18 protein-coding genes are annotated in these 16,976 nt (G+C 58.0%); 4 read left to right on the top strand and 14 right to left on the bottom strand.

Annotated elements, in window-relative coordinates; genetic code table 11:
* Nucleotides 1-48 precede the first annotated feature (48 nt).
* Nucleotides 49-1,260, top strand: coding sequence for a flagellar assembly protein T N-terminal domain-containing protein (locus ACSSVV_RS04015; RefSeq protein WP_036148040.1), 1,212 nt, complete (start codon nucleotides 49-51; stop codon nucleotides 1,258-1,260).
* A 3-nt stretch (nucleotides 1,261-1,263) separates the two neighbouring features.
* On the opposite strand, the gene ACSSVV_RS04010 is transcribed toward ACSSVV_RS04015, so the two are convergent.
* From ACSSVV_RS04010 to trhP, 8 genes are all read right to left on the bottom strand, one after another.
* Nucleotides 1,264-1,722 carry a SufE family protein gene (locus tag ACSSVV_RS04010; protein WP_022990807.1) on the bottom strand — a complete coding sequence of 153 codons (459 nt, stop codon included), beginning with the start codon at nucleotides 1,720-1,722 and terminating at the stop codon, nucleotides 1,264-1,266.
* Nucleotides 1,719-2,261: a putative Fe-S cluster assembly protein SufT gene (gene sufT / locus ACSSVV_RS04005; protein WP_022990808.1), complete on the bottom strand. Its 543-nt coding sequence runs from the start codon at nucleotides 2,259-2,261 to the stop codon at nucleotides 1,719-1,721. Before sufT ends, ACSSVV_RS04010 begins: the two co-directional genes overlap by 4 nt.
* Before the next feature lie 25 nt (nucleotides 2,262-2,286).
* On the bottom strand, nucleotides 2,287-2,643 hold the full coding sequence (locus tag ACSSVV_RS04000; protein WP_011786597.1) for a HesB/IscA family protein: 357 nt from the start codon (nucleotides 2,641-2,643) through the stop codon (nucleotides 2,287-2,289).
* 12 nt (nucleotides 2,644-2,655) lie between these two features.
* A complete protein-coding gene (locus tag ACSSVV_RS03995; protein WP_023012292.1) occupies nucleotides 2,656-3,909 on the bottom strand; it encodes an aminotransferase class V-fold PLP-dependent enzyme in 1,254 nt (417 codons plus the stop codon).
* 5 nt (nucleotides 3,910-3,914) lie between these two features.
* Entirely contained in the window at nucleotides 3,915-5,201 is a 1,287-nt protein-coding gene (sufD, locus tag ACSSVV_RS03990) for a Fe-S cluster assembly protein SufD (protein WP_023012291.1), read from the bottom strand.
* A 15-nt stretch (nucleotides 5,202-5,216) separates the two neighbouring features.
* Nucleotides 5,217-5,978, bottom strand: coding sequence for a Fe-S cluster assembly ATPase SufC (gene sufC, locus ACSSVV_RS03985; protein ID WP_011786594.1), 762 nt, complete (start codon nucleotides 5,976-5,978; stop codon nucleotides 5,217-5,219).
* Between the two features lie 209 nt (nucleotides 5,979-6,187).
* Entirely contained in the window at nucleotides 6,188-7,636 is a 1,449-nt protein-coding gene (sufB, locus tag ACSSVV_RS03980; RefSeq protein ID WP_011786593.1) for a Fe-S cluster assembly protein SufB, read from the bottom strand.
* 298 nt (nucleotides 7,637-7,934) lie between these two features.
* The gene (gene trhP / locus ACSSVV_RS03975) at nucleotides 7,935-9,257 is read right to left on the bottom strand and encodes a prephenate-dependent tRNA uridine(34) hydroxylase TrhP (RefSeq protein WP_454105605.1); all 1,323 of its coding nucleotides are present in this window, start codon (nucleotides 9,255-9,257) and stop codon (nucleotides 7,935-7,937) included.
* 188 nt (nucleotides 9,258-9,445) lie between these two features.
* Between trhP and ACSSVV_RS03970 the strand changes: the two genes are divergently transcribed.
* Nucleotides 9,446-9,802 carry a helix-turn-helix transcriptional regulator gene (locus ACSSVV_RS03970; protein ID WP_011786591.1) on the top strand — a complete coding sequence of 119 codons (357 nt, stop codon included), beginning with the start codon at nucleotides 9,446-9,448 and terminating at the stop codon, nucleotides 9,800-9,802.
* Here the strand turns inward: ACSSVV_RS03970 and fabB are convergent, their stop codons facing one another.
* On the bottom strand, nucleotides 9,803-11,014 hold the full coding sequence (fabB, locus tag ACSSVV_RS03965) for a beta-ketoacyl-ACP synthase I (RefSeq protein ID WP_011786590.1): 1,212 nt from the start codon (nucleotides 11,012-11,014) through the stop codon (nucleotides 9,803-9,805).
* 11 nt (nucleotides 11,015-11,025) lie between these two features.
* A complete protein-coding gene (fabA, locus tag ACSSVV_RS03960) occupies nucleotides 11,026-11,535 on the bottom strand; it encodes a bifunctional 3-hydroxydecanoyl-ACP dehydratase/trans-2-decenoyl-ACP isomerase (protein WP_011786589.1) in 510 nt (169 codons plus the stop codon).
* A gap of 202 nt (nucleotides 11,536-11,737) precedes the next feature.
* Between fabA and ACSSVV_RS03955 the strand changes: the two genes are divergently transcribed.
* Nucleotides 11,738-12,253 (top strand): SRPBCC family protein, encoded by a 516-nt coding sequence (locus ACSSVV_RS03955; RefSeq protein ID WP_011786588.1) that lies wholly within the window; start codon nucleotides 11,738-11,740, stop codon nucleotides 12,251-12,253.
* Between the two features lie 72 nt (nucleotides 12,254-12,325).
* Here the strand turns inward: ACSSVV_RS03955 and ACSSVV_RS03950 are convergent, their stop codons facing one another.
* Entirely contained in the window at nucleotides 12,326-13,510 is a 1,185-nt protein-coding gene (locus tag ACSSVV_RS03950) for an NnrS family protein (RefSeq protein WP_022990810.1), read from the bottom strand.
* Between the two features lie 123 nt (nucleotides 13,511-13,633).
* Here ACSSVV_RS03950 and ACSSVV_RS03945 point away from each other — a divergent pair, with 123 nt between their 5' ends.
* The gene (locus ACSSVV_RS03945) at nucleotides 13,634-14,005 is read left to right on the top strand and encodes a SirB2 family protein (protein WP_014422505.1); all 372 of its coding nucleotides are present in this window, start codon (nucleotides 13,634-13,636) and stop codon (nucleotides 14,003-14,005) included.
* 1 nt (nucleotide 14,006) lies between these two features.
* Here the strand turns inward: ACSSVV_RS03945 and ACSSVV_RS03940 are convergent, their stop codons facing one another.
* The 3 genes from ACSSVV_RS03940 to ACSSVV_RS03930 form a co-directional block, all read right to left on the bottom strand.
* Nucleotides 14,007-14,828: an ion transporter gene (locus ACSSVV_RS03940; RefSeq protein WP_022990811.1), complete on the bottom strand. Its 822-nt coding sequence runs from the start codon at nucleotides 14,826-14,828 to the stop codon at nucleotides 14,007-14,009.
* Between the two features lie 77 nt (nucleotides 14,829-14,905).
* Nucleotides 14,906-15,364: an EVE domain-containing protein gene (locus tag ACSSVV_RS03935; RefSeq protein WP_454105604.1), complete on the bottom strand. Its 459-nt coding sequence runs from the start codon at nucleotides 15,362-15,364 to the stop codon at nucleotides 14,906-14,908.
* 88 nt (nucleotides 15,365-15,452) lie between these two features.
* A complete protein-coding gene (locus tag ACSSVV_RS03930) occupies nucleotides 15,453-16,811 on the bottom strand; it encodes an MFS transporter (protein WP_022990813.1) in 1,359 nt (452 codons plus the stop codon).
* Nucleotides 16,812-16,976 lie beyond the last annotated feature (165 nt).

Genomic DNA, 16,976 nt, shown 5'->3' with positions numbered 1-16,976 from the left:
GATGAACGCCGTGATTGAACCGGTATCGTTCCGGTGGGTTAAATTGCCATGATGAGATCAATGCTTCTGTTCTGGATGCTGAGCCTGTGCACCGGGTTTGCCCATGGCGTGGTCCTCGAAGGCGTGGGGCACGCCAATATCCGGGAGAATAATCTGGACCAGGCCCGCACCGAGGCGCGTCAGGCGGCGATGCGCGACCTGGCGCTGCAATATCAGGCCAGGGTCAGCACCCGGGATACCATGGAGAACGGTGAGCTTGTGGGCTCTCATACCGAGCTGTCGGCCATGGCCCAGGTTCGCAATGCCACGATTGTGGATGAGTACCGAAGTGGCAATCTGCTGAGGGTGATTGTCCGGGCAGAGATGTCGGATGCCGAAGGCCACGCTGGCAGCTGCAAGGCCGGGCAGGCATCCGGTTTGCGTAAACGGGTGGCGGTAACCGCGTTCCCGATCACCCGTCCGGAGCAGGGCGGCGGTGCGGCCTTGGATGACGCCGGCGAACAGTTGCCGCGGGAACTGGTGGCTCGCTTGCAACAACAGGGGCAATTGCAGGTGCTGGGGGCGACATCGTTACAGCTGTTCAGCAACCTCCCGGATGCGCCCACGTCTCAGAAAAATCTGGCCAGCAATCATCTGACAAATGTGGTTCAGCTGGCCCGGGAACTGGGTGCTCAGTTTGTGGTGGCCGGTGTGATTCGGGATATCGGCCTGGCCGACCCCGGTGCCTGGGGCAGTTCGATTCTGGATCGCATGCAGCGCGGTATCGGAATGGCTGACACCACCCGCCGGTTTGAGGCCGAAGTGATGGTTTTTGACGGCTTCAGCGGTTCCCCGGTCTTCCGGCAGCGGTTTGAAACCTCGGCACGGTGGCAGCCGGATGGCAGTGGTACCGGCGGTTTTGCCTCGGCGGGCTTTGAAAGTTCCGAGTGGGGGCAGGCGGTTGACGGTGTGATTGCCGAGATGACCGCCGCCGTTAACAATGCTCTGGCCTGTCAGCCATTCATGGCCCGCATAACCCGTGTGGATGGCAACCGGGTGACTCTTGCCTCCGGCGCAACGGCGGGGCTCCGCCCGGGGGATGAGCTCAATCTGTACCGCAGTCAGCGTTACTTTGATTCATTGGACGGTACACCCGAACTGTCAGATACCGGGGTGACGCTGACACTGGACAACGTGCATCCGGATTTCAGTAACGGGCGAATCCCTACGGAAGGTGGCCTGATCAACGTTCAACGCGATGACCTGGCCATTATCTGGTAAGTCTCAGGCGGCCTCGGCCGCCGCAATATCCCGTATCTTGCCGACCATAGCTCGCAGGCCGTTGCCCCGGGTGGGGGAAATATGGCGGAACAGATCCAGCTGCTCGAACAACTCATCGATATCGGTGGCCAGCAGCTCTCGCGGCGTCTTGCCGTTCAGGGCCACCAGAATGATAGCGGCCAGGCCGCGCACAATCATGGCATCGGAATCGATCAGCAGGAACAGTTTACCGCTTTCCTCATCGTAACGATGAATCAGCCATACCTGGCTCTGACAGCCGTGTACGTAGTTTTCTTCAACCCGCTCATCATCCGGAAAACCGGGCAGCTGTTTGCCCAGATCGATGATGTAGGCGTAGCGTTCTTCCCAGTCGTCCAGAAACTCAAACGCATCCAGAACGTCTTCAAGGGTGGTGTCTTTGCCCAGGGGATTGTTCAGAAATTGTTCCTTGCTGGCGGTCATAGCATTCCCAGTTCAAGTTTGGCTTCGTCGGTGAGCATATCGTTGTTCCAGGGCGGATCAAAGGTCAGCTCAACGGTAACCTTGTCCACATTAGGTACATGCTCCACCTTGCGCTTCACATCGTCGGTGATTACCGGCCCCATGCCGCAGCCAGCCGCGGTCAGGGTCATTTTGATGTAAACGTGATTGCCGTCTTCTGTGCCGTTCTCAATCCGGCATTCGTAAATCAGGCCCAGGTTGACTACGTCCACCGGGATTTCCGGGTCGTAGCAGTTACGCAGCGCTTCCCATACCTGGTTTTCGTTGATGGTGCCGTCTTCCGGGGTCTCGAAGCTGCTTTCCAGCGGCTGCTTGCCCAGGGCATCGGCGTCGTGGCCTTCAATGCGGGCAAGATTGCCGTTGACCGCCACGGTGAAGCTACCGCCGAGGGATTGGGTAATGGTCACAAAGGTGTCTGACGGAATCATGATTTCCGTTCCGGCAGGTACCAGGCGGGCTTCCACTTCGCGTTTGGTCAGGACGACTTCGCGTTCTTGCATGTTTGATCAGTCCTATCTTTGTGCTTTACGCCACCGTGAAGCTTTCACCACAGCCGCACTCAGCGGTGGCGTTGGGGTTGCGGAAGCGGAACAGGGAGTTCACACCCTCGGTGACAAAGTCGATTTCGATGCCGTTTACCAGTGGCAGGTGTTCCTGCTTTACGAACACATCCACGCCGTCGATGGTAAAGATACGGTCATCGGATTCCGGTGTTTCTACCCACTGGGTTTCATACTTGAAGCCGGAGCAGCCACTCTTTTTGATGGCCAGGCGAATGCCTTTGGCTTCCGGTTTCTTGTCCAGTTGTTTGCGAACGTGTTTGACCGCCGTTGGGGTCATGGTCACGTTCACATCGCTTGGGGTGAAGACTTCGGCTGTCATGTTTCCACCTCCTCAGGCAAACAGGCGCTGGATTTTCTGCAGGCCGGTAAACAGTTTCTCGACCTCTTCCAGCGTATTGTAGAACGCAAACGAAGCCCGGGCTGTACCGGGTACTCCGTAGAAATCCATCAATGGCATGGCGCAATGGTGGCCGGTGCGGATGGCGATGCCTTGCTGGTCCAGCAGGGTGCCGATGTCGCTTGGGTGCAGACCGGCAATCTTGAACGACATCACCGGTACCTTATTGGCAGCGGTACCGATGATCTCCATGCCTGGCACGGTTTCGACCAATTCATTAGCGCGGCGCAGCAAGGCATCCTCTGCTGCTTCCATGGCCTTTCGGTTCAGCGAGTTCAGATAGTCGATGGCGGCGCCCAGGCCCACTGCTTCGGCAATAGCCGGGGTTCCGGCCTCGAATTTGTAGGGCAACACATTCCAGGTGGTTCGCTCGAACGATACCCGCTCAATCATTTCGCCACCGCCCTGATAAGGCGGCATTTCTTCCAGCAGTTCGGCGCGGCCATAAAGCACGCCAATGCCCGTGGGCCCGAACAGCTTGTGGGAAGAGAATGCATAGAAGTCACAGCCCAGAGCCTGAACGTCCGGCTGGAAGTGGGGCACCGCCTGGGCGCCATCCACCAGGGTCAGTACCCCCTGTTTTTTCGCCTGTTCAATCAGGGGCGCAATTGGGTTGACGGTGCCCAGCGCGTTGGACACGTGGGTGATCGCCAGCACCCGGGTGCGCTCGTTCAGCAGGCTGTTGAACGAATCCAGATCCAGCTCGCCTTGCGGTGTCACCTGGATGGGCACAACCCTGGCACCGGTGCGCTCGGCCACCATCTGCCAGGGCACAATGTTGGCGTGGTGTTCCATGTGGCTGACCAGAATCTCATCGCCGGCTTTCAGGCGTGGGGCCAGGCCATTGGCTGCCAGGTTGATGGCTTCGGTGGTGCCACGGGTCCAGATGATTTCGCGGGTGCTGGGCGCATTCAGGAATTCGCGCACGGTTTCCCGGGCGCCCTCAAAGGCGGCGGTCGCACGATCACCCAGGGTATGGGCGCCACGGTGCACGTTGGAGTGCATCTCGCGGTAATAGCGATCCATGGCATCCAGCACGGCCTGTGGCTTCTGCGCCGACGCGCCATTGTCCAGATACACCAGCGGCTTCCCGTTGATCTCCTGATGGAGAATCGGGAAGTTGCGGCGAATGGCTTGTACATCAAACGCCATCGACTGGGTGTTGTTTGCCACGGACAGATCAGTCATGCCCCTCAGGCCTCCTGAAAGGTTTGCTCAAAGAAATCACTCAACCGCGCCTGGGCGGTTTCACGCACGGCTTCGACCGGAATCTGTTGCACCAGCTCGTTAATAAACGCCATGGTGAGCAGAACATTGGCCTGCCGGCGGCCGATCCCGCGCGATACCAGATAGAACACGGAGGTTTCGTCCAGCTGGCCGATGGTGGCGCCGTGCGCGCACTTCACATCGTCGGCGTAGATTTCCAGTTCCGGCTTGGTATCAATCTCTGCCCCGTTGGACAGCAGCAGATTCTTGTTGTTCATATCCGCATTGGACTTCTGGGCGTCCTGGTGGATATGAATCCGGCCGTTGAACACAGCATGGGACTGGTCTGCTGCGATATTGCGATAGGTCTCTTCGCTGTTGCAGTGGGCGGCGACATGGTCAATGGACGTGTGGTTGTCGTAGTGCTGTTTGCCCTGGGTAACCACCACGCCATTGAGTTTTGTTTCCGCGCCTTCGCCTTCCAGTCGCACCTGCAGATCGTGCCGGCGCAGGGGGCCGCCAAAACCAACACAATGGCTCTCGAAACGGGAGCTGCGCTGCTGCAGCACACCGGTAGCGCCAATGTGCTGAACATTCTCGCCTTCCATGTTCAGGCGGATGCTGGTGACGTTGGCGCCATCGGCCAGATTGAATTCGGTTACTGTGCTGACCAAGGCGGATGCTTCACCACTGGAGGTGTATTCCTCTACCAGGGTCAGCTGGCTGTTGGCGCCGGCTTCCACGAAGATGCGTGGGTAGGCGGAGCCACTGGCGTCAGCGCTGGTTTCATGGATGATGAACAACGGCTGATCCAGCACCGCGCCGGGTTTCAGGCGAATGAACAGGCCATCTTCGAAGCGCGCCCCGTTCAGGCGGGCGAATTGGACCTGATCGTGATTCAGGGTGCTGCCCAGCTTTGCAGACAGGGCTTCAGCTTCGTCGTTAGCCAGATCGTTGAAGCTCAGGATCTCGATACCGTCGAGATCCGGATACTCGCTGGCTTCAGGAATCATCACGCCGTTGATGAAAACCACTTTGTAGCCGGGCACAGCGAGACTGTTGCCGGTCTTGCCTTCGGCCGGCAGGGAAATGGCCATATCGTCGGCCAGCTTCAGGTACTTGCTGGAGTACTTCCAGTTCTCGGTCTTGCGAGTAGGCAGCGGCATATCTACCAGCGCGCTGGCCCGCTCCTTGCGCAGCGCCAGCAACGGCTCCGGCAGGGATTCCCCGGCCGGGTGCAGGAAGGCGCTGGAAAGCATGGGTACAGATTTCATTCCACGGCCTCCTGATCAGTTGCTGGTGTCGTCGTCTTTAATGCCCAGCCAGCCGTAACCTTTCTCTTCCAGTTCCAGGGCCAGTTCACGACCGCCCGACTTGATGATCTTGCCACCAGCCAGTACGTGCACATAATCCGGAACAATGTGGTTCAGCAAGCGCTGGTAGTGAGTGACCATCAGAATGGCGCGGTCTTCCGAGCGCAGAGCATTCACGCCATCGGAAACCACTTTCAGGGCGTCGATGTCCAGGCCGGAATCGGTTTCATCCAGAATGGCCAGTTTCGGCTGCAGCAGCAGGGCCTGCATGATCTCGTTACGTTTCTTCTCGCCACCGGAGAAGCCTTCGTTCACGCCGCGTTTCAGGAAGGCCGGGTCCAGGTCTACCTGTTTGGAAACTTCCTTGGCCAGCTTCATGAACTCAGCCGCGTTCATCTCGTCCTGGCCCTTGTGCTTGCGCATGGCGTTAACGGCGGTGCGCAGGAACTGCAGGTTGCTCACGCCAGGGATTTCCACCGGGTACTGGAAGGCCAGGAAGATGCCTTCGCGGGCGCGTTCTTCGGTTTCCAGATCCAGGAGGTTGTCTCCGTTCAGGGTGACTTCGCCCTCGGTGACTTCAAATGCGTCGTTGCCTGCCAGAACCTGTGACAGGGTACTCTTACCGGAACCGTTCGGGCCCATGATGGCGTGAACTTCCCCGGCCTTGATCTCCAGGTTAATGCCCTTGAGGATTTCTTTGCCCTCAACGGAGGCGTGCAGGTTTTTGATACTCAGCATTTGTAGATGTCTCTCTATATCCTGAATTTCGATCTATAAATTCGTACCCTTTGATGCCCCTGAAAACGTTCGGGACAGTGAGCGGTTGAGTTTTCCGGGATCGTCAAAATCAGGGATGATTTTGTCGAGCGCACAGGGATGTATTCACAGCGTATCCCGGAAAACTCAACCGCTCGCTGGCCTCCTCCGAGGCCAGCGGGGCATAACGTTTAACCAACGGAACCTTCAAGGCTCACTTCCAGAAGCTTGCCAGCCTCAACCGCAAACTCCATCGGCAGCTCCTTGAACACCTCTTTACAGAAGCCGTTGACAATCATGGACACTGCCTGCTCCGGGTCGATACCGCGCTGGCGGCACAGGAACATTTGCTCGTCGCTGACCTTGGAAGTGGTCGCCTCGTGTTCCACGATGGCCGACTTGTTCTTGCTCTCGATGTACGGGAAAGTGTGCGCGCCGCAGCGGTCGCCGATCAGCAGCGAATCACACTGGGTAAAGTTACGCGCGCCCTCTGCGCCCGGGCCGAATTTCACCAGGCCGCGGTAGGCGTTGGAGCTCTTGCCGGCGGAAATACCCTTGGAGATGATGGTGCTGCGGGTATTCTTGCCCAGGTGGATCATCTTGGTGCCGGTATCGGCCTGCTGGTAATTATGCGTCAGCGCGACAGAGTAGAACTCGCCAACGCTATTCTCACCGCGCAGTACACAACTCGGGTACTTCCAGGTGACGGCGGAGCCGGTTTCCACCTGGGTCCAGGAAATCTTGGAGTTCTTGCCGATGCAGGCGCCACGCTTGGTCACGAAGTTATAGATACCACCCTTGCCGTTTTCATCGCCCGGGTACCAGTTCTGTACGGTGGAGTATTTGATCTGGGCATCGTCCAGAGCCACAAGCTCAACCACGGCCGCGTGCAGCTGGTTCTCGTCGCGCATCGGTGCGGTACAGCCTTCCAGGTAGCTTACGTAGCTGCCTTCGTCGGCGATAATCAGGGTGCGTTCGAACTGGCCGGTGTTGGCGGCGTTGATGCGGAAGTAGGTGGACAGCTCCATAGGGCAACGCACACCCTTGGGCACGTACACAAAGGTGCCGTCAGAAAACACCGCCGAATTCAGGCCCGCAAAGAAGTTGTCGCCGTGGGGAACCACGGTGCCCAGGTATTTCTGGACCAGTTCGGGGTAATCACGGACGGCTTCGGAAATCGAGCAGAAGATTACGCCGGCTTTGGCCAGAGGCTCTTTGAAGGTGGTGGCTACGGAAACCGAGTCGAATACTGCGTCCACGGCAACGCCGGCAAGCTTTTCGCGCTCGTGCAGGGGAATGCCCAGCTTTTCGTAGGTTTTCAGCAGCTCCGGATCCACTTCATCCAGGCTTTGTGGCATATCCTCTTTGCGCTTGGGCGCGGAATAATAGGAAATCGAGTTGTAGTCGACTTTCGGGTAGCCGACATGAGCCCAGTTCGGCTCTTCCATTTCCAGCCAGCGACGATAGGCTTTGAGGCGCCATTCCAGCATCCATTCCGGCTCTTTCTTTATGGCGGAAAGGCGGGCAATGACGTCTTCGTTCAGGCCGGGTTCGAACGTGTCGGCTTCGATTTCGGTCACGAAACCGTGTTCGTATTCCCGTTTGATCAGCTCTTTCACCTCGTTGTCGGTGGTCGCCATGATCGTCGCTCCGTAATTCTCTCATCCAGGGCTTGCGCCCTTTGTGTCATCGGCAGCCCTTGGGCTGGCGGATGGGTGTATTCGGTTTGCTGATGTCGCAGTGGTCGCTCTCTCCGTGAGTACGCCCTGCAATCGGTTTTTGGATGACGGGAGGGGCTGTTAGCCGGTTTCCCGTTGCTTCTGGCGAGCGATTATACAATACCAGAGTAAAATAGTCAGGTATTAAATCGGTTGTGTAGGGATTATACCTTAATCGGCCTTTGGGGCACTAAGGGGGCGTACAGATCGCCCCTCGAGTTTAACGGCAGGTGTTTTCGGCAAAAATCTTGGTCAGATAGGTGAAGTCCAGTTTATCCGGCAAGTTCGCTGGTTTAGGAATTTTTACGATGTGGCCACTGCCTGGTGCGCACTCCATGGCCTCGCCGTGGCGATTTTCCATGGTGTTGGCAGAGAATCGCAGGTTGCCGGCCGGGGTGATGAGTTCCAACTGGTCGCCGGGGGCGAATTTGTTTTTTACGTCGATGGTGAGCCATCGGTCATCCGCATCGGCAATGGTGCCTACCACTTGCTGGGTGCCGAGATATGAGGAGCCCTGTTCGTAGGTCTGGTATTCCTGGGGCACGTGCCGGCGCAGGAAGCCTTCGGTGTAGCCGCGGTTCGAGAGGGCTTCGAGTTCGTCCATCATGTGCATGTCGAAGGGTTTGCCGGCGAGGGCGTCGTCGATGGCTTTTCGGTACACCTGAGTGGTGCGGGCTACGTAGTAGGTGCTTTTGGTGCGGCCTTCGATTTTCAGGGAGTGAACGCCCATTTTGACCAGTTCCTCCACGTGCTGGACGGCGCGCAGGTCTTTAGAATTCATGATGTAGGTGCCGTGTTCGTCTTCGTAGGCCGGGATGAAGCCGCCGGGGCGGTTGGGTTCTTCCAGCAGGATTTCTTTGGGCTCGCAGGTTTCTACCGCATCTGCAGAGGTGGCGATCAGGTCGCCAGTCTGGTCATGGCTGTGCTGGACTTCTTTATAGTTCCAGCGGCAGGCGTTGGTGCAAGCGCCCTGGTTGGCGTCGCGGTGGTTCATGTAGCCGGACAGCAGGCAGCGGCCGGAGTAGGCCATGCACAGGGCGCCGTGTACAAACACTTCCAGTTCCATCGCCGGAACCTTTTCGCGGATTTCGCGGATTTCTTCCAGGCCCAGTTCCCGGGACAGGATCACGCGGCTGATGCCCTGGCGGCGCCAGAATTCCACGGTGGCCCAGTTGACAGCGTTGGCCTGCACCGACAGGTGGATGGGTTGATCCGGCCACTTCTCCCTTACCAGCATGATCAGGCCGGGGTCAGACATGATCAGGGCGTCGGGTTTCTGTTCTATGACTGGTGCCAGGTCTCTCAGGTAGCTGCGCACCTTGTTGTTGTGGGGTGCAATGTTGGAGACCAGGTAGAACTGTTTGCCCAGTTCGTGCGCTCGTTCAATGCCGGCGCCCAGGGCTGCAACGTCTTTGAAACTGTTGTTCCTTACTCTCAGCGAATATCTCGGCTGGCCGGCATAGACGGCATCTGCGCCATAGGCGAAGGCGGTTTCTAGATGTTCGGGGGTGCCGGCGGGAGCAAGCAGTTCCGGGGTGGTCATGGTATCTCCGGGTATTAACTGAAAAGCGGATGGATGCAGGTAGGGCATTCTGAAAGCGAGCATTGTGCCGCAAATAATCCGATGCGCCATTGATCTTGCTCAAAGGTCGTATTGATTGATTTCGGCTAACATGTGTACGCTGATGGAGTTGGCAGTTTGGGCCAGGACGATAGGCAGGAGGAACCAGCATGGCATCAGAGCCATTAAGGCCTGAAAATTCAAAGCGTTCGCTGAGTATGCGGGTCAGCAAGCTGATCCGGATTCAGTTGGAGCGAGGGAAAGTCGGTGTCGAGGCGGTGGCCGGGCAGTTGAATATGAGCCGGTATACGTTGCACAAGAAGTTGCGCCAGGAGGGGCTGACGTTTGCGGCTCTGCTGGAGCAGGTTCGTCGGGAGCAGGCGATCACCTATATGAAAGATAAATCCAAGCCGCTGGTGGAAATTGCCGAGCAGCTCGGATTTTCGGAATTAAGCGCATTCAGCCGGGCATTCAAGCGCTGGATGGGGACGCCGCCGGCTGAATATCGCTCGCTTCGGCTGTCCTGATCAGACCTTCTTGAAGATCAGGGTGGCGTTGGTGCCGCCAAAGCCGAAGCTGTTGCTCATTACCAGGTTCAGATTCTGGTTGTCCATGCGTTCACGCACAATCGGGTAGCCTTCGGCGCCTTCGTCCAGGGTCTGGATGTTGGCTGACGGGGCAATAAAGTTCTCCCGCTGCATGATCAGGCTGTAGATGGCCTCGTGTACGCCCGCCGCACCCAGTGCGTGGCCACACAGGGGTTTGGTGGAACTCAGCGGCGGGATCTTGTCGCCGAAGGTTTCCTTGAGCGCTTTCAGCTCGGTTACATCACCTGCCGGCGTGCTGGTGCCGTGGGTGTTGATGTAGCTGATTTCGCCGTCGATGTTGGCCATGGCCTGTTTCATGCAGCGAATGGCACCTTCACCGCTGGGAGCCACCATGTCGGCACCGTCGGAGGTGGCGCCAAAGCCGACCAGTTCGGCCAGGATGGTGGCACCGCGGGCTTCGGCGTGTTCCAGGGATTCCAGTATCAGCGTGCCGCCGCCACCGGAAATCACGAAACCGTCACGGTCTGCATCGTAGGTGCGCGAGGCCTGTTCCGGCGTGTCGTTGTACTTGGTGGACAGCGCCCCCATGGCATCGAACATCAGGCTCAGGGTCCAGTGGATGTCTTCGCCGCCACCGGCCAGCATCACGTCCTGGCGGCCCAGGGCGATCTGGTCAGCCGCGTGGCCGATGCAGTGGGCGCTGGTGGCGCAGGCAGAGGTGATGCCGTAGTTGATACCGGTGATACCAAAGGCGGTGGTGATGGAGGCGTTGATGGCGCTACCCATGGTGCGGGGTACCCGGTACGGGCCCACCCGGCGAAGGCCTTTGTCGCGGTGAGTGTCGATGGCATCCAGCAGTTCGACGGTGGAAGCACCACCAGTACCAAATACGGCGCCGGTGGTGTTTGCACGCAGCTGTTCGTCGGTCAGGCCAGCCTGCTCAATGGCCTCTTTGGCGGCCAGGTAGCAGTAGCCGGCGGCCGGGCTCATAAAGCGCCAGATCTTGCGGTCGATCAGTTCTGACAGGTTCAGGTCGATCTTGCCTGCAACGTGGCTGCGCAGGCCGTTATCCCGGGCTTCTTCGCTGAAGGCAATGCCGGAGCGGGATTCGCGAAGCGACTGGGCCACTTCTTTCTGGTTGGTTCCAAGGCTGGAGACAATCCCCATGCCGGTAACTACAACGCGACGCATTGTGCTAACTCCTAAAAGTCATCAGTCGATGTGAACAGGCCGACCCGAAGGTCTTTGGCGGTGTAGATTTCCCGCCCGTCCACTTCCATGCGGGCATCCGCAATGGCCATGGTCAGTTTGCGGCGAATCAACCGCTTGATATCCAGATAGTAGGTGACCTTTTTGTTTTCCGGCAAAACCTGTCCGAAAAACTTCACCTCTCCGGCCCCCAGGGCACGACCCTTACCTTCACCGCCGCTCCAGGCCAGGAAGAAGCCGACCAACTGCCACATGGCATCCAGGCCCAGGCATCCAGGCATCACCGGGTCGCCCTCAAAATGCACTTTGAAAAACCAGAGATCCGGGTTGATGTCCAGTTCGGCCACCAGGCTGCCTTTGCCATATTCGCCGTCATCGGCTCCGATGTGGGTAATACGGTCGACCATCAGCATTTCGTCGATGGGCAGGCGCATGGCGCCGGGGAACAGCTGGCCGTGGCCGCAGCGGATCAGGTCTTCTTTGTCAAAGTGATCAGGATACATGTTGCCTGTGTCTCTGTTGCAAAATGATTTCTTCTACTTTAGCGCCTGTTCTGTGAACGGCTATTGACCTTTAGTGGATGATTACCGCCGATAAGTTCCCCGAAAGCCGCATCCAGAGCCGGTTGATGGTCATCAAGGCTAATTTTTGTCCGGTTTGATACTTTCGTCGAATCTGTGAAGTTCGCCATATTTGGGAGGGCCTATGTCTGCAGATGAGGAATTCATCGATGGACAAATCCGGTTCGAGACGGGCCGGGTATTGGTACACCTGGAACGGTTGCTGGATCATCCTCCAGAGGCTGTCTGGAATATGCTGACCGATTCGGTGCATTTGGCCAACTGGTTGGCTGCCGGGTCTCTGGAGGCTCGTGAAGGTGGCCGGGTTCAGCTGGATTTTGGCAACAGTGGCATGCCCATCGACTGTACCATTACCGCCTGCCGGCCTCACCGGCTGTTGTCCTACTCCTGGAGTTCCGGAGATGCCCCTGAGCGGCCGCTGACCTGGGAAATACTGCGGGAAGGAGTCTGTACCCGGCTTTGCCTGACGCTGTCGTTGCCGGACGATGAGGTGGTGCCTATTGCCTGCGCCGGTTGGGATGCCCATCTGGAAATGCTGATGGCAGCACTGGAGGGCATCAGCATTCACTTTCCGGCAGCCCGGTTCCGTGCGGCCCGATCCCATTTTGAAAAGCTGCTGAAAGAGAAAATGGCGGCCTGAAGTCCTGCCGCCGAAAACAGAAAGGCCGGCTCGGTTACGCCCCGAGCCGGCCTTTTCGTATCTGGCACTGGATCAGCCTTCGCGCCCGTCTGGCCGGGGGCTGGCCAGAATGACGGTATAACGCACCAGGAACAGGCCATAGGCCAGCATCCACAGCAGGGTGCTGGTGCCAATGCCGGGGTGCCAGGGAATCAGATTGAATGCGGTCAACACCCTAACAACCGCAGCGAGCTGGATGGCCACAAACGCCAGAACCATGCCCTTCGGCAACACCAGCGGCCGGCCGGTATGGCCCAGTGACACTCGAGCAATCACCCCCAGAATCAGGCAGCCGATGGCGCCAGTGCCGGCGGCATGGCTCCAGGCATTGGTTGGCCAACCGGCCACCAGAGCGCCTGCCAGCAGAATCAGTGCAACCGGCACCCAGAGAATGGACAGGTGCAGAATCCAGAGCAAGGGATCTTTGCGCACCAGCCAGCCTTTCCAGTTATACAGGCGCACCAGCATCAACGATGCAGCAACCACCGCAATGACGGCGGTGACGGTTTGCCAGCCCGTCACCAGGGATGCCATCAGCAGGATCATGGAGAACAGTGCCGCCATATCCAGTGCCGGAATCATCTTGACCGCCTCTGCATTGCCGCCACGCTGGCGCAGCCATCCAGCCGAAAATGCCGGGGTAATCCGGCCTCCGATGATGCTGATCAGTGCCATGGCCATGATCAGCGCACCATAGCTGAACGCCATGTCCAGGCGGGTGACAAAGCCGATCTGCATCAACCAAAGTAACCCGAGCACCACCAGGATCATCAGCTGTCGTTTCTGGCGGGCCTTCCACACGCGCCAGCCGGCATCAATCATCACCAGGGGCAGAAAAGCCAGATTCACGCCCTGTACCAGCCAGTCCGGCAGGTTGCCGCCAAAGGCCAGTAACAGGCGACCGGCCAGCCACACGCCCCAGAGTCCTGCGAGCAGTGCACCATGGGTTCGGTTGGTCTGGGTCCAGACGCAGACAGCGGTGAGCAGAAAGCCTGCGATGGCAGCAGAGAGAAAGCCGAACAGCATTTCGTGCTGATGCCAGAACAGGGCGGGCAGAGCCAGTGGCAACTGAACCATGCCGGTGACTTCCAGAACCCAAAGCGGGATGGCAACAATGGCCAGTACCGTCATGGACAGGAAAAAAATCCGGAAAGGATAGGAAAAGAGTTGGCTGAGGCTGGCAGACGCCCGTTCAGGGGAAGTCGGTATGGCCTGCATAGATGTCTCCCATATACATGTATTCTGGGTATATGTTAAACCTTCATGCCAGTATTAACCATACCTGCTTGGGGGTAGTTTGCGTACAATGGCCGCAAATCGTTTGTTAACAAAGGAACTTCCATGACCTCGTACATGATCCTGAAGCACCTGCACATGACCACCGCCTACCTCACCATTACGCTGTTTGCCCTGCGGCTACTGCTTGATGCGGTCGGGCGACCAGGCTGGCGCCAGACGCCGCTACGGTTCATTCCCCACATCAATGACACCATCCTTCTGGTCGCGGCCATTGCGCTGGTGTTTGTGGCCGGTTATGCCTCTGCCATGCCCGGTTGGCTGATCACCAAGATCGTGTTGTTGTTCGGTTACATCATTGCCGGGGTGTTTGCGCTGAAAACCACTGTGGGCAAGCCCGCACGCATTGTGGCGGCGGTACTTGCCCTGGTGCAGGTGACGGCTATTTTCCATCTGGCCATGGCCAAGCCATTCTGAATCAGCGTTTCTCGCTGACCTGCTTCGTCAGTTCCTGCAGCTGTTCCTGTACAGCCCGGAGCTGACGGGCAATCTCATCCCGCTCATCGTGGGCCTTCTGGGCCTGTTTGGCGTTCTGCTCCTCGCTCATTACCTCCAGTATCGCCCCGATCATCATGTTCAGGAACACAAAGGCCGTCAGGAAGATAAAGGTCAGGTAGTACAACCAGCTCATGGGATAGTCTTCCATGGTGGCATACATCACGTCGGTCCAGTCCTCAAAGGTTGCAACCCGGAACAGTGTGAGCATGGCGATGGCGACATCGCCCCAGAGTGTTTCGTCAACGGTGGCGAAGAACATGGAGCCCATGGCAGCGTAGATGTAGAAGATGATGAACATCAGCAGGGCAATGTAGCCCATGCGCGGAATAGCTTTCAGTAACGAGTTGATCAGAAAGCGCAGCTCGGGCACCACTGATACCAGTCGAAGCACCCGGAATACGCGCAGTAACCGGCCCAGCAATACCGCCTCGGAATTGTCCAGAGGGATCAGGCTGCCGATCACCACGATGGTGTCGAACAGGTTCCAGCCATCCATGAGAAAGCGGCGTTTGAGTGGGCAGGCGGCGAACCGGAACAGGATTTCCACCAGAAAGAACAGGGTGATGGCGTTGTCCATCACCGACAGGCTCTGTTCCACCAATGGTGGCAGATCATAGGTTTTGGCGCCGATGGTCAGGGCAGACAGAATGATGATGGCGATAACAACAGTCTGGAACACCTTGCTCGATTCAATGCGCTTGAGCTGGGCAAAGCTGCTGGCGGGATTCATGTCCATGGACATCTCGACGGCTCCGGGAGAATTGAAACGCGGCAATTCTAAAGCTACGGAGCCGGTGGTGGTAGGCCTGTGATCTGAGTTTAATCGACCAGGTGGAGGATTTGCTGCCACTCGGCATCGCTGACCGGCATGACCGAGAGTCGGCTGCCTCTGCGTACCAGAGCCAGTTCACTGAGCTCCGGCATGGCTTTGAGTGAGTCCAGTGGGATCAACGCCGGCAATTTCCGTTCAAACTGCAGGTCGACCGCTTGCCAGCGAGGTTTTTCTGCAGTGCTTTTGGCGTCGTAGTAGGGAGACTCCGGGTTGAACTGGCTTGGGTCCGGGTAGGCGGATTTCACTACGCGAACAATACCGGCAATGCCTATGCGCTTGCAGCTGGAGTGATAGATAAAGACGAGATCTCCCTCCCGCATCTGCGCCAGGAAGTTGCGGGCCTGGTAATTGCGCACACCATCCCAGGGAATAACACCCTCAGGCTGACGGGCAAAATCATCAATGCCGCATTCAGAGGGTTCGGTTTTAACCAGCCATTTTGCCACCAGCGGGACTCCACTCGATCATTGTTGGGCCAGTATACAAAAAAGCCCCGAAGGCGGGGCATAAAGCACGAAACGGTGTCCGGGGCATTTACCCGTGTTGGTCGGAGTTCCGCATGGCGGCATCTGCTGCCGGACGACGGTTCATGGGATAGAACAACTGCGGGGAGGCCAGTTCCGGCAGATCGGTCTGCTCGGTCTGGGCCGCCCATTCCACCCGTTCCGCCTTGCGGATGGCGTAGTGCATCCAGGCCAGGGCTGCCGCCACAATGGCGAACATCAGCATGAAGCAGCTTTGCCAGATGCCGGTTATGTCGTTCAGCACGCCGAAGGTAAGCGGCAGAACGAAACCACCTATGCCCCCGATCATTCCTACCACGCCGCCGACCGCACCCACATGCATCGGGTAGTACACCGGAATGTGTTTGTAGACGGCCGCCTTACCGAGCGACATGAAAAAACCGAGTATAAAGGTGAGCACCACGAACATGGGCAGGCTCATGGCCAGGGTGAAATGGATATCCCCTTCGATGCCATGCACCACATAGCGGGTTGGTGGATAACTGAGCAGGAAGGTACAGACTGCCGAGGCAATAAACGTCCAGTACATCACGCGTCTGGCGCCGTAGCGGTCCGACAGCCAGCCCCCGAGGATGCGGAACAGGGAAGCGGGGATGGTATAGAGCGCGGCGATCATGCCGGCGGCCTTGATGTCCAGACCATAAACGCCGATCAGGTAATGGGGAAGCCAGAGAGCCAGGGCAACAAAGGCGCCGAACACAAAAAAATAGTACAGGGCAAAGCGCCACACCCGAAGGTCCCGGAGCGGCGCCATCTGTTCGGCAAACGATTTCTGTTCGGCGTTTCGGCGTTGTTCGGCCAGCGGGTCGGTTTTTGCCAGTAGCAGGAAGGCGATGCCCATAATGGCCAGCACCGTTGCGTATATCTGCGCGGTTTTCTCCCAGCCGAAGGCTACCAGCAGAAACGGGGCACCGAAGTTGGTCACGGCAGAACCGACGTTGCCGGCGCCGAAAATGCCCAGTGCTGTACCCTGTTTAGCCGGTTCAAACCAGGCCGCAGTATAGGCCACCCCGACAATGAAAGCGCCGCCGGCCAGGCCCACCCCGAGGGCCCCGACCAGCATCATGGCGTAGGTGGTGGCAAAGGTCAGCAGATACACGCAGGCCGCCGTGGTCAGCATCAGAATACCGAACACCCAGCGCCCGCCGTAACGGTCGGTCCAGATGCCCAGGAATAAACGACTGATGGAGCCGGTAAGAATCGGCGTGGCCATCAGCAATCCCAGCTGGGTGTCGGACAGCGCCAGCTCTTCACTGATGCGAATGCCGATGATGGAAAAGATGGTCCAGACGGCGAAACAAAGGGTGAAGGCAAAGGTAGAAAGGCCCAATGCCCGATATTGCTGAGCTTTTGCGGGCGTGCTCGTCATGGTCTCTCCTGGCCAGATAACTCTCCTCTGAAACCATACCAAAAAGCCGGATTTCTGGGCCGAGGCATTAGAGGTACCTCCTGCTGGGTGCAAAGGGGGTAGGTCAATGGTCACTATCCCGGGAAAGGTGATATTCCGGGGCTTTCTCTGGTGGGGTACGCGAGT

The organism is Marinobacter sp. MBR-105 (genome assembly GCF_053628895.1).
Note: the sequence above shows the minus strand (reverse complement) of the source record. Positions and strands in the feature narration are given on the sequence as shown.

Excerpts from the sequence above, each read along its gene's own strand:
- ACSSVV_RS04015 (WP_036148040.1), top strand. The coding sequence starts at position 49 with ATGATGAGATCAATGCTTCTGTTCTGGATGCTGAGCCTGTGCACCGGG.
- ACSSVV_RS04010 (WP_022990807.1), bottom strand. The coding sequence starts at position 1,722 with ATGACCGCCAGCAAGGAACAATTTCTGAACAATCCCCTGGGCAAAGAC.
- sufT (WP_022990808.1), bottom strand. The coding sequence starts at position 2,261 with ATGCAAGAACGCGAAGTCGTCCTGACCAAACGCGAAGTGGAAGCCCGC.
- ACSSVV_RS04000 (WP_011786597.1), bottom strand. The coding sequence starts at position 2,643 with ATGACAGCCGAAGTCTTCACCCCAAGCGATGTGAACGTGACCATGACC.
- ACSSVV_RS03995 (WP_023012292.1), bottom strand. The coding sequence starts at position 3,909 with ATGACTGATCTGTCCGTGGCAAACAACACCCAGTCGATGGCGTTTGAT.
- sufD (WP_023012291.1), bottom strand. The coding sequence starts at position 5,201 with ATGAAATCTGTACCCATGCTTTCCAGCGCCTTCCTGCACCCGGCCGGG.
- sufC (WP_011786594.1), bottom strand. The coding sequence starts at position 5,978 with ATGCTGAGTATCAAAAACCTGCACGCCTCCGTTGAGGGCAAAGAAATC.
- sufB (WP_011786593.1), bottom strand. The coding sequence starts at position 7,636 with ATGGCGACCACCGACAACGAGGTGAAAGAGCTGATCAAACGGGAATAC.
- trhP (WP_454105605.1), bottom strand. The coding sequence starts at position 9,257 with ATGACCACCCCGGAACTGCTTGCTCCCGCCGGCACCCCCGAACATCTA.
- ACSSVV_RS03970 (WP_011786591.1), top strand. The coding sequence starts at position 9,446 with ATGGCATCAGAGCCATTAAGGCCTGAAAATTCAAAGCGTTCGCTGAGT.
- fabB (WP_011786590.1), bottom strand. The coding sequence starts at position 11,014 with ATGCGTCGCGTTGTAGTTACCGGCATGGGGATTGTCTCCAGCCTTGGA.
- fabA (WP_011786589.1), bottom strand. The coding sequence starts at position 11,535 with ATGTATCCTGATCACTTTGACAAAGAAGACCTGATCCGCTGCGGCCAC.
- ACSSVV_RS03955 (WP_011786588.1), top strand. The coding sequence starts at position 11,738 with ATGTCTGCAGATGAGGAATTCATCGATGGACAAATCCGGTTCGAGACG.
- ACSSVV_RS03950 (WP_022990810.1), bottom strand. The coding sequence starts at position 13,510 with ATGCAGGCCATACCGACTTCCCCTGAACGGGCGTCTGCCAGCCTCAGC.
- ACSSVV_RS03945 (WP_014422505.1), top strand. The coding sequence starts at position 13,634 with ATGACCTCGTACATGATCCTGAAGCACCTGCACATGACCACCGCCTAC.
- ACSSVV_RS03940 (WP_022990811.1), bottom strand. The coding sequence starts at position 14,828 with ATGTCCATGGACATGAATCCCGCCAGCAGCTTTGCCCAGCTCAAGCGC.
- ACSSVV_RS03930 (WP_022990813.1), bottom strand. The coding sequence starts at position 16,811 with ATGACGAGCACGCCCGCAAAAGCTCAGCAATATCGGGCATTGGGCCTT.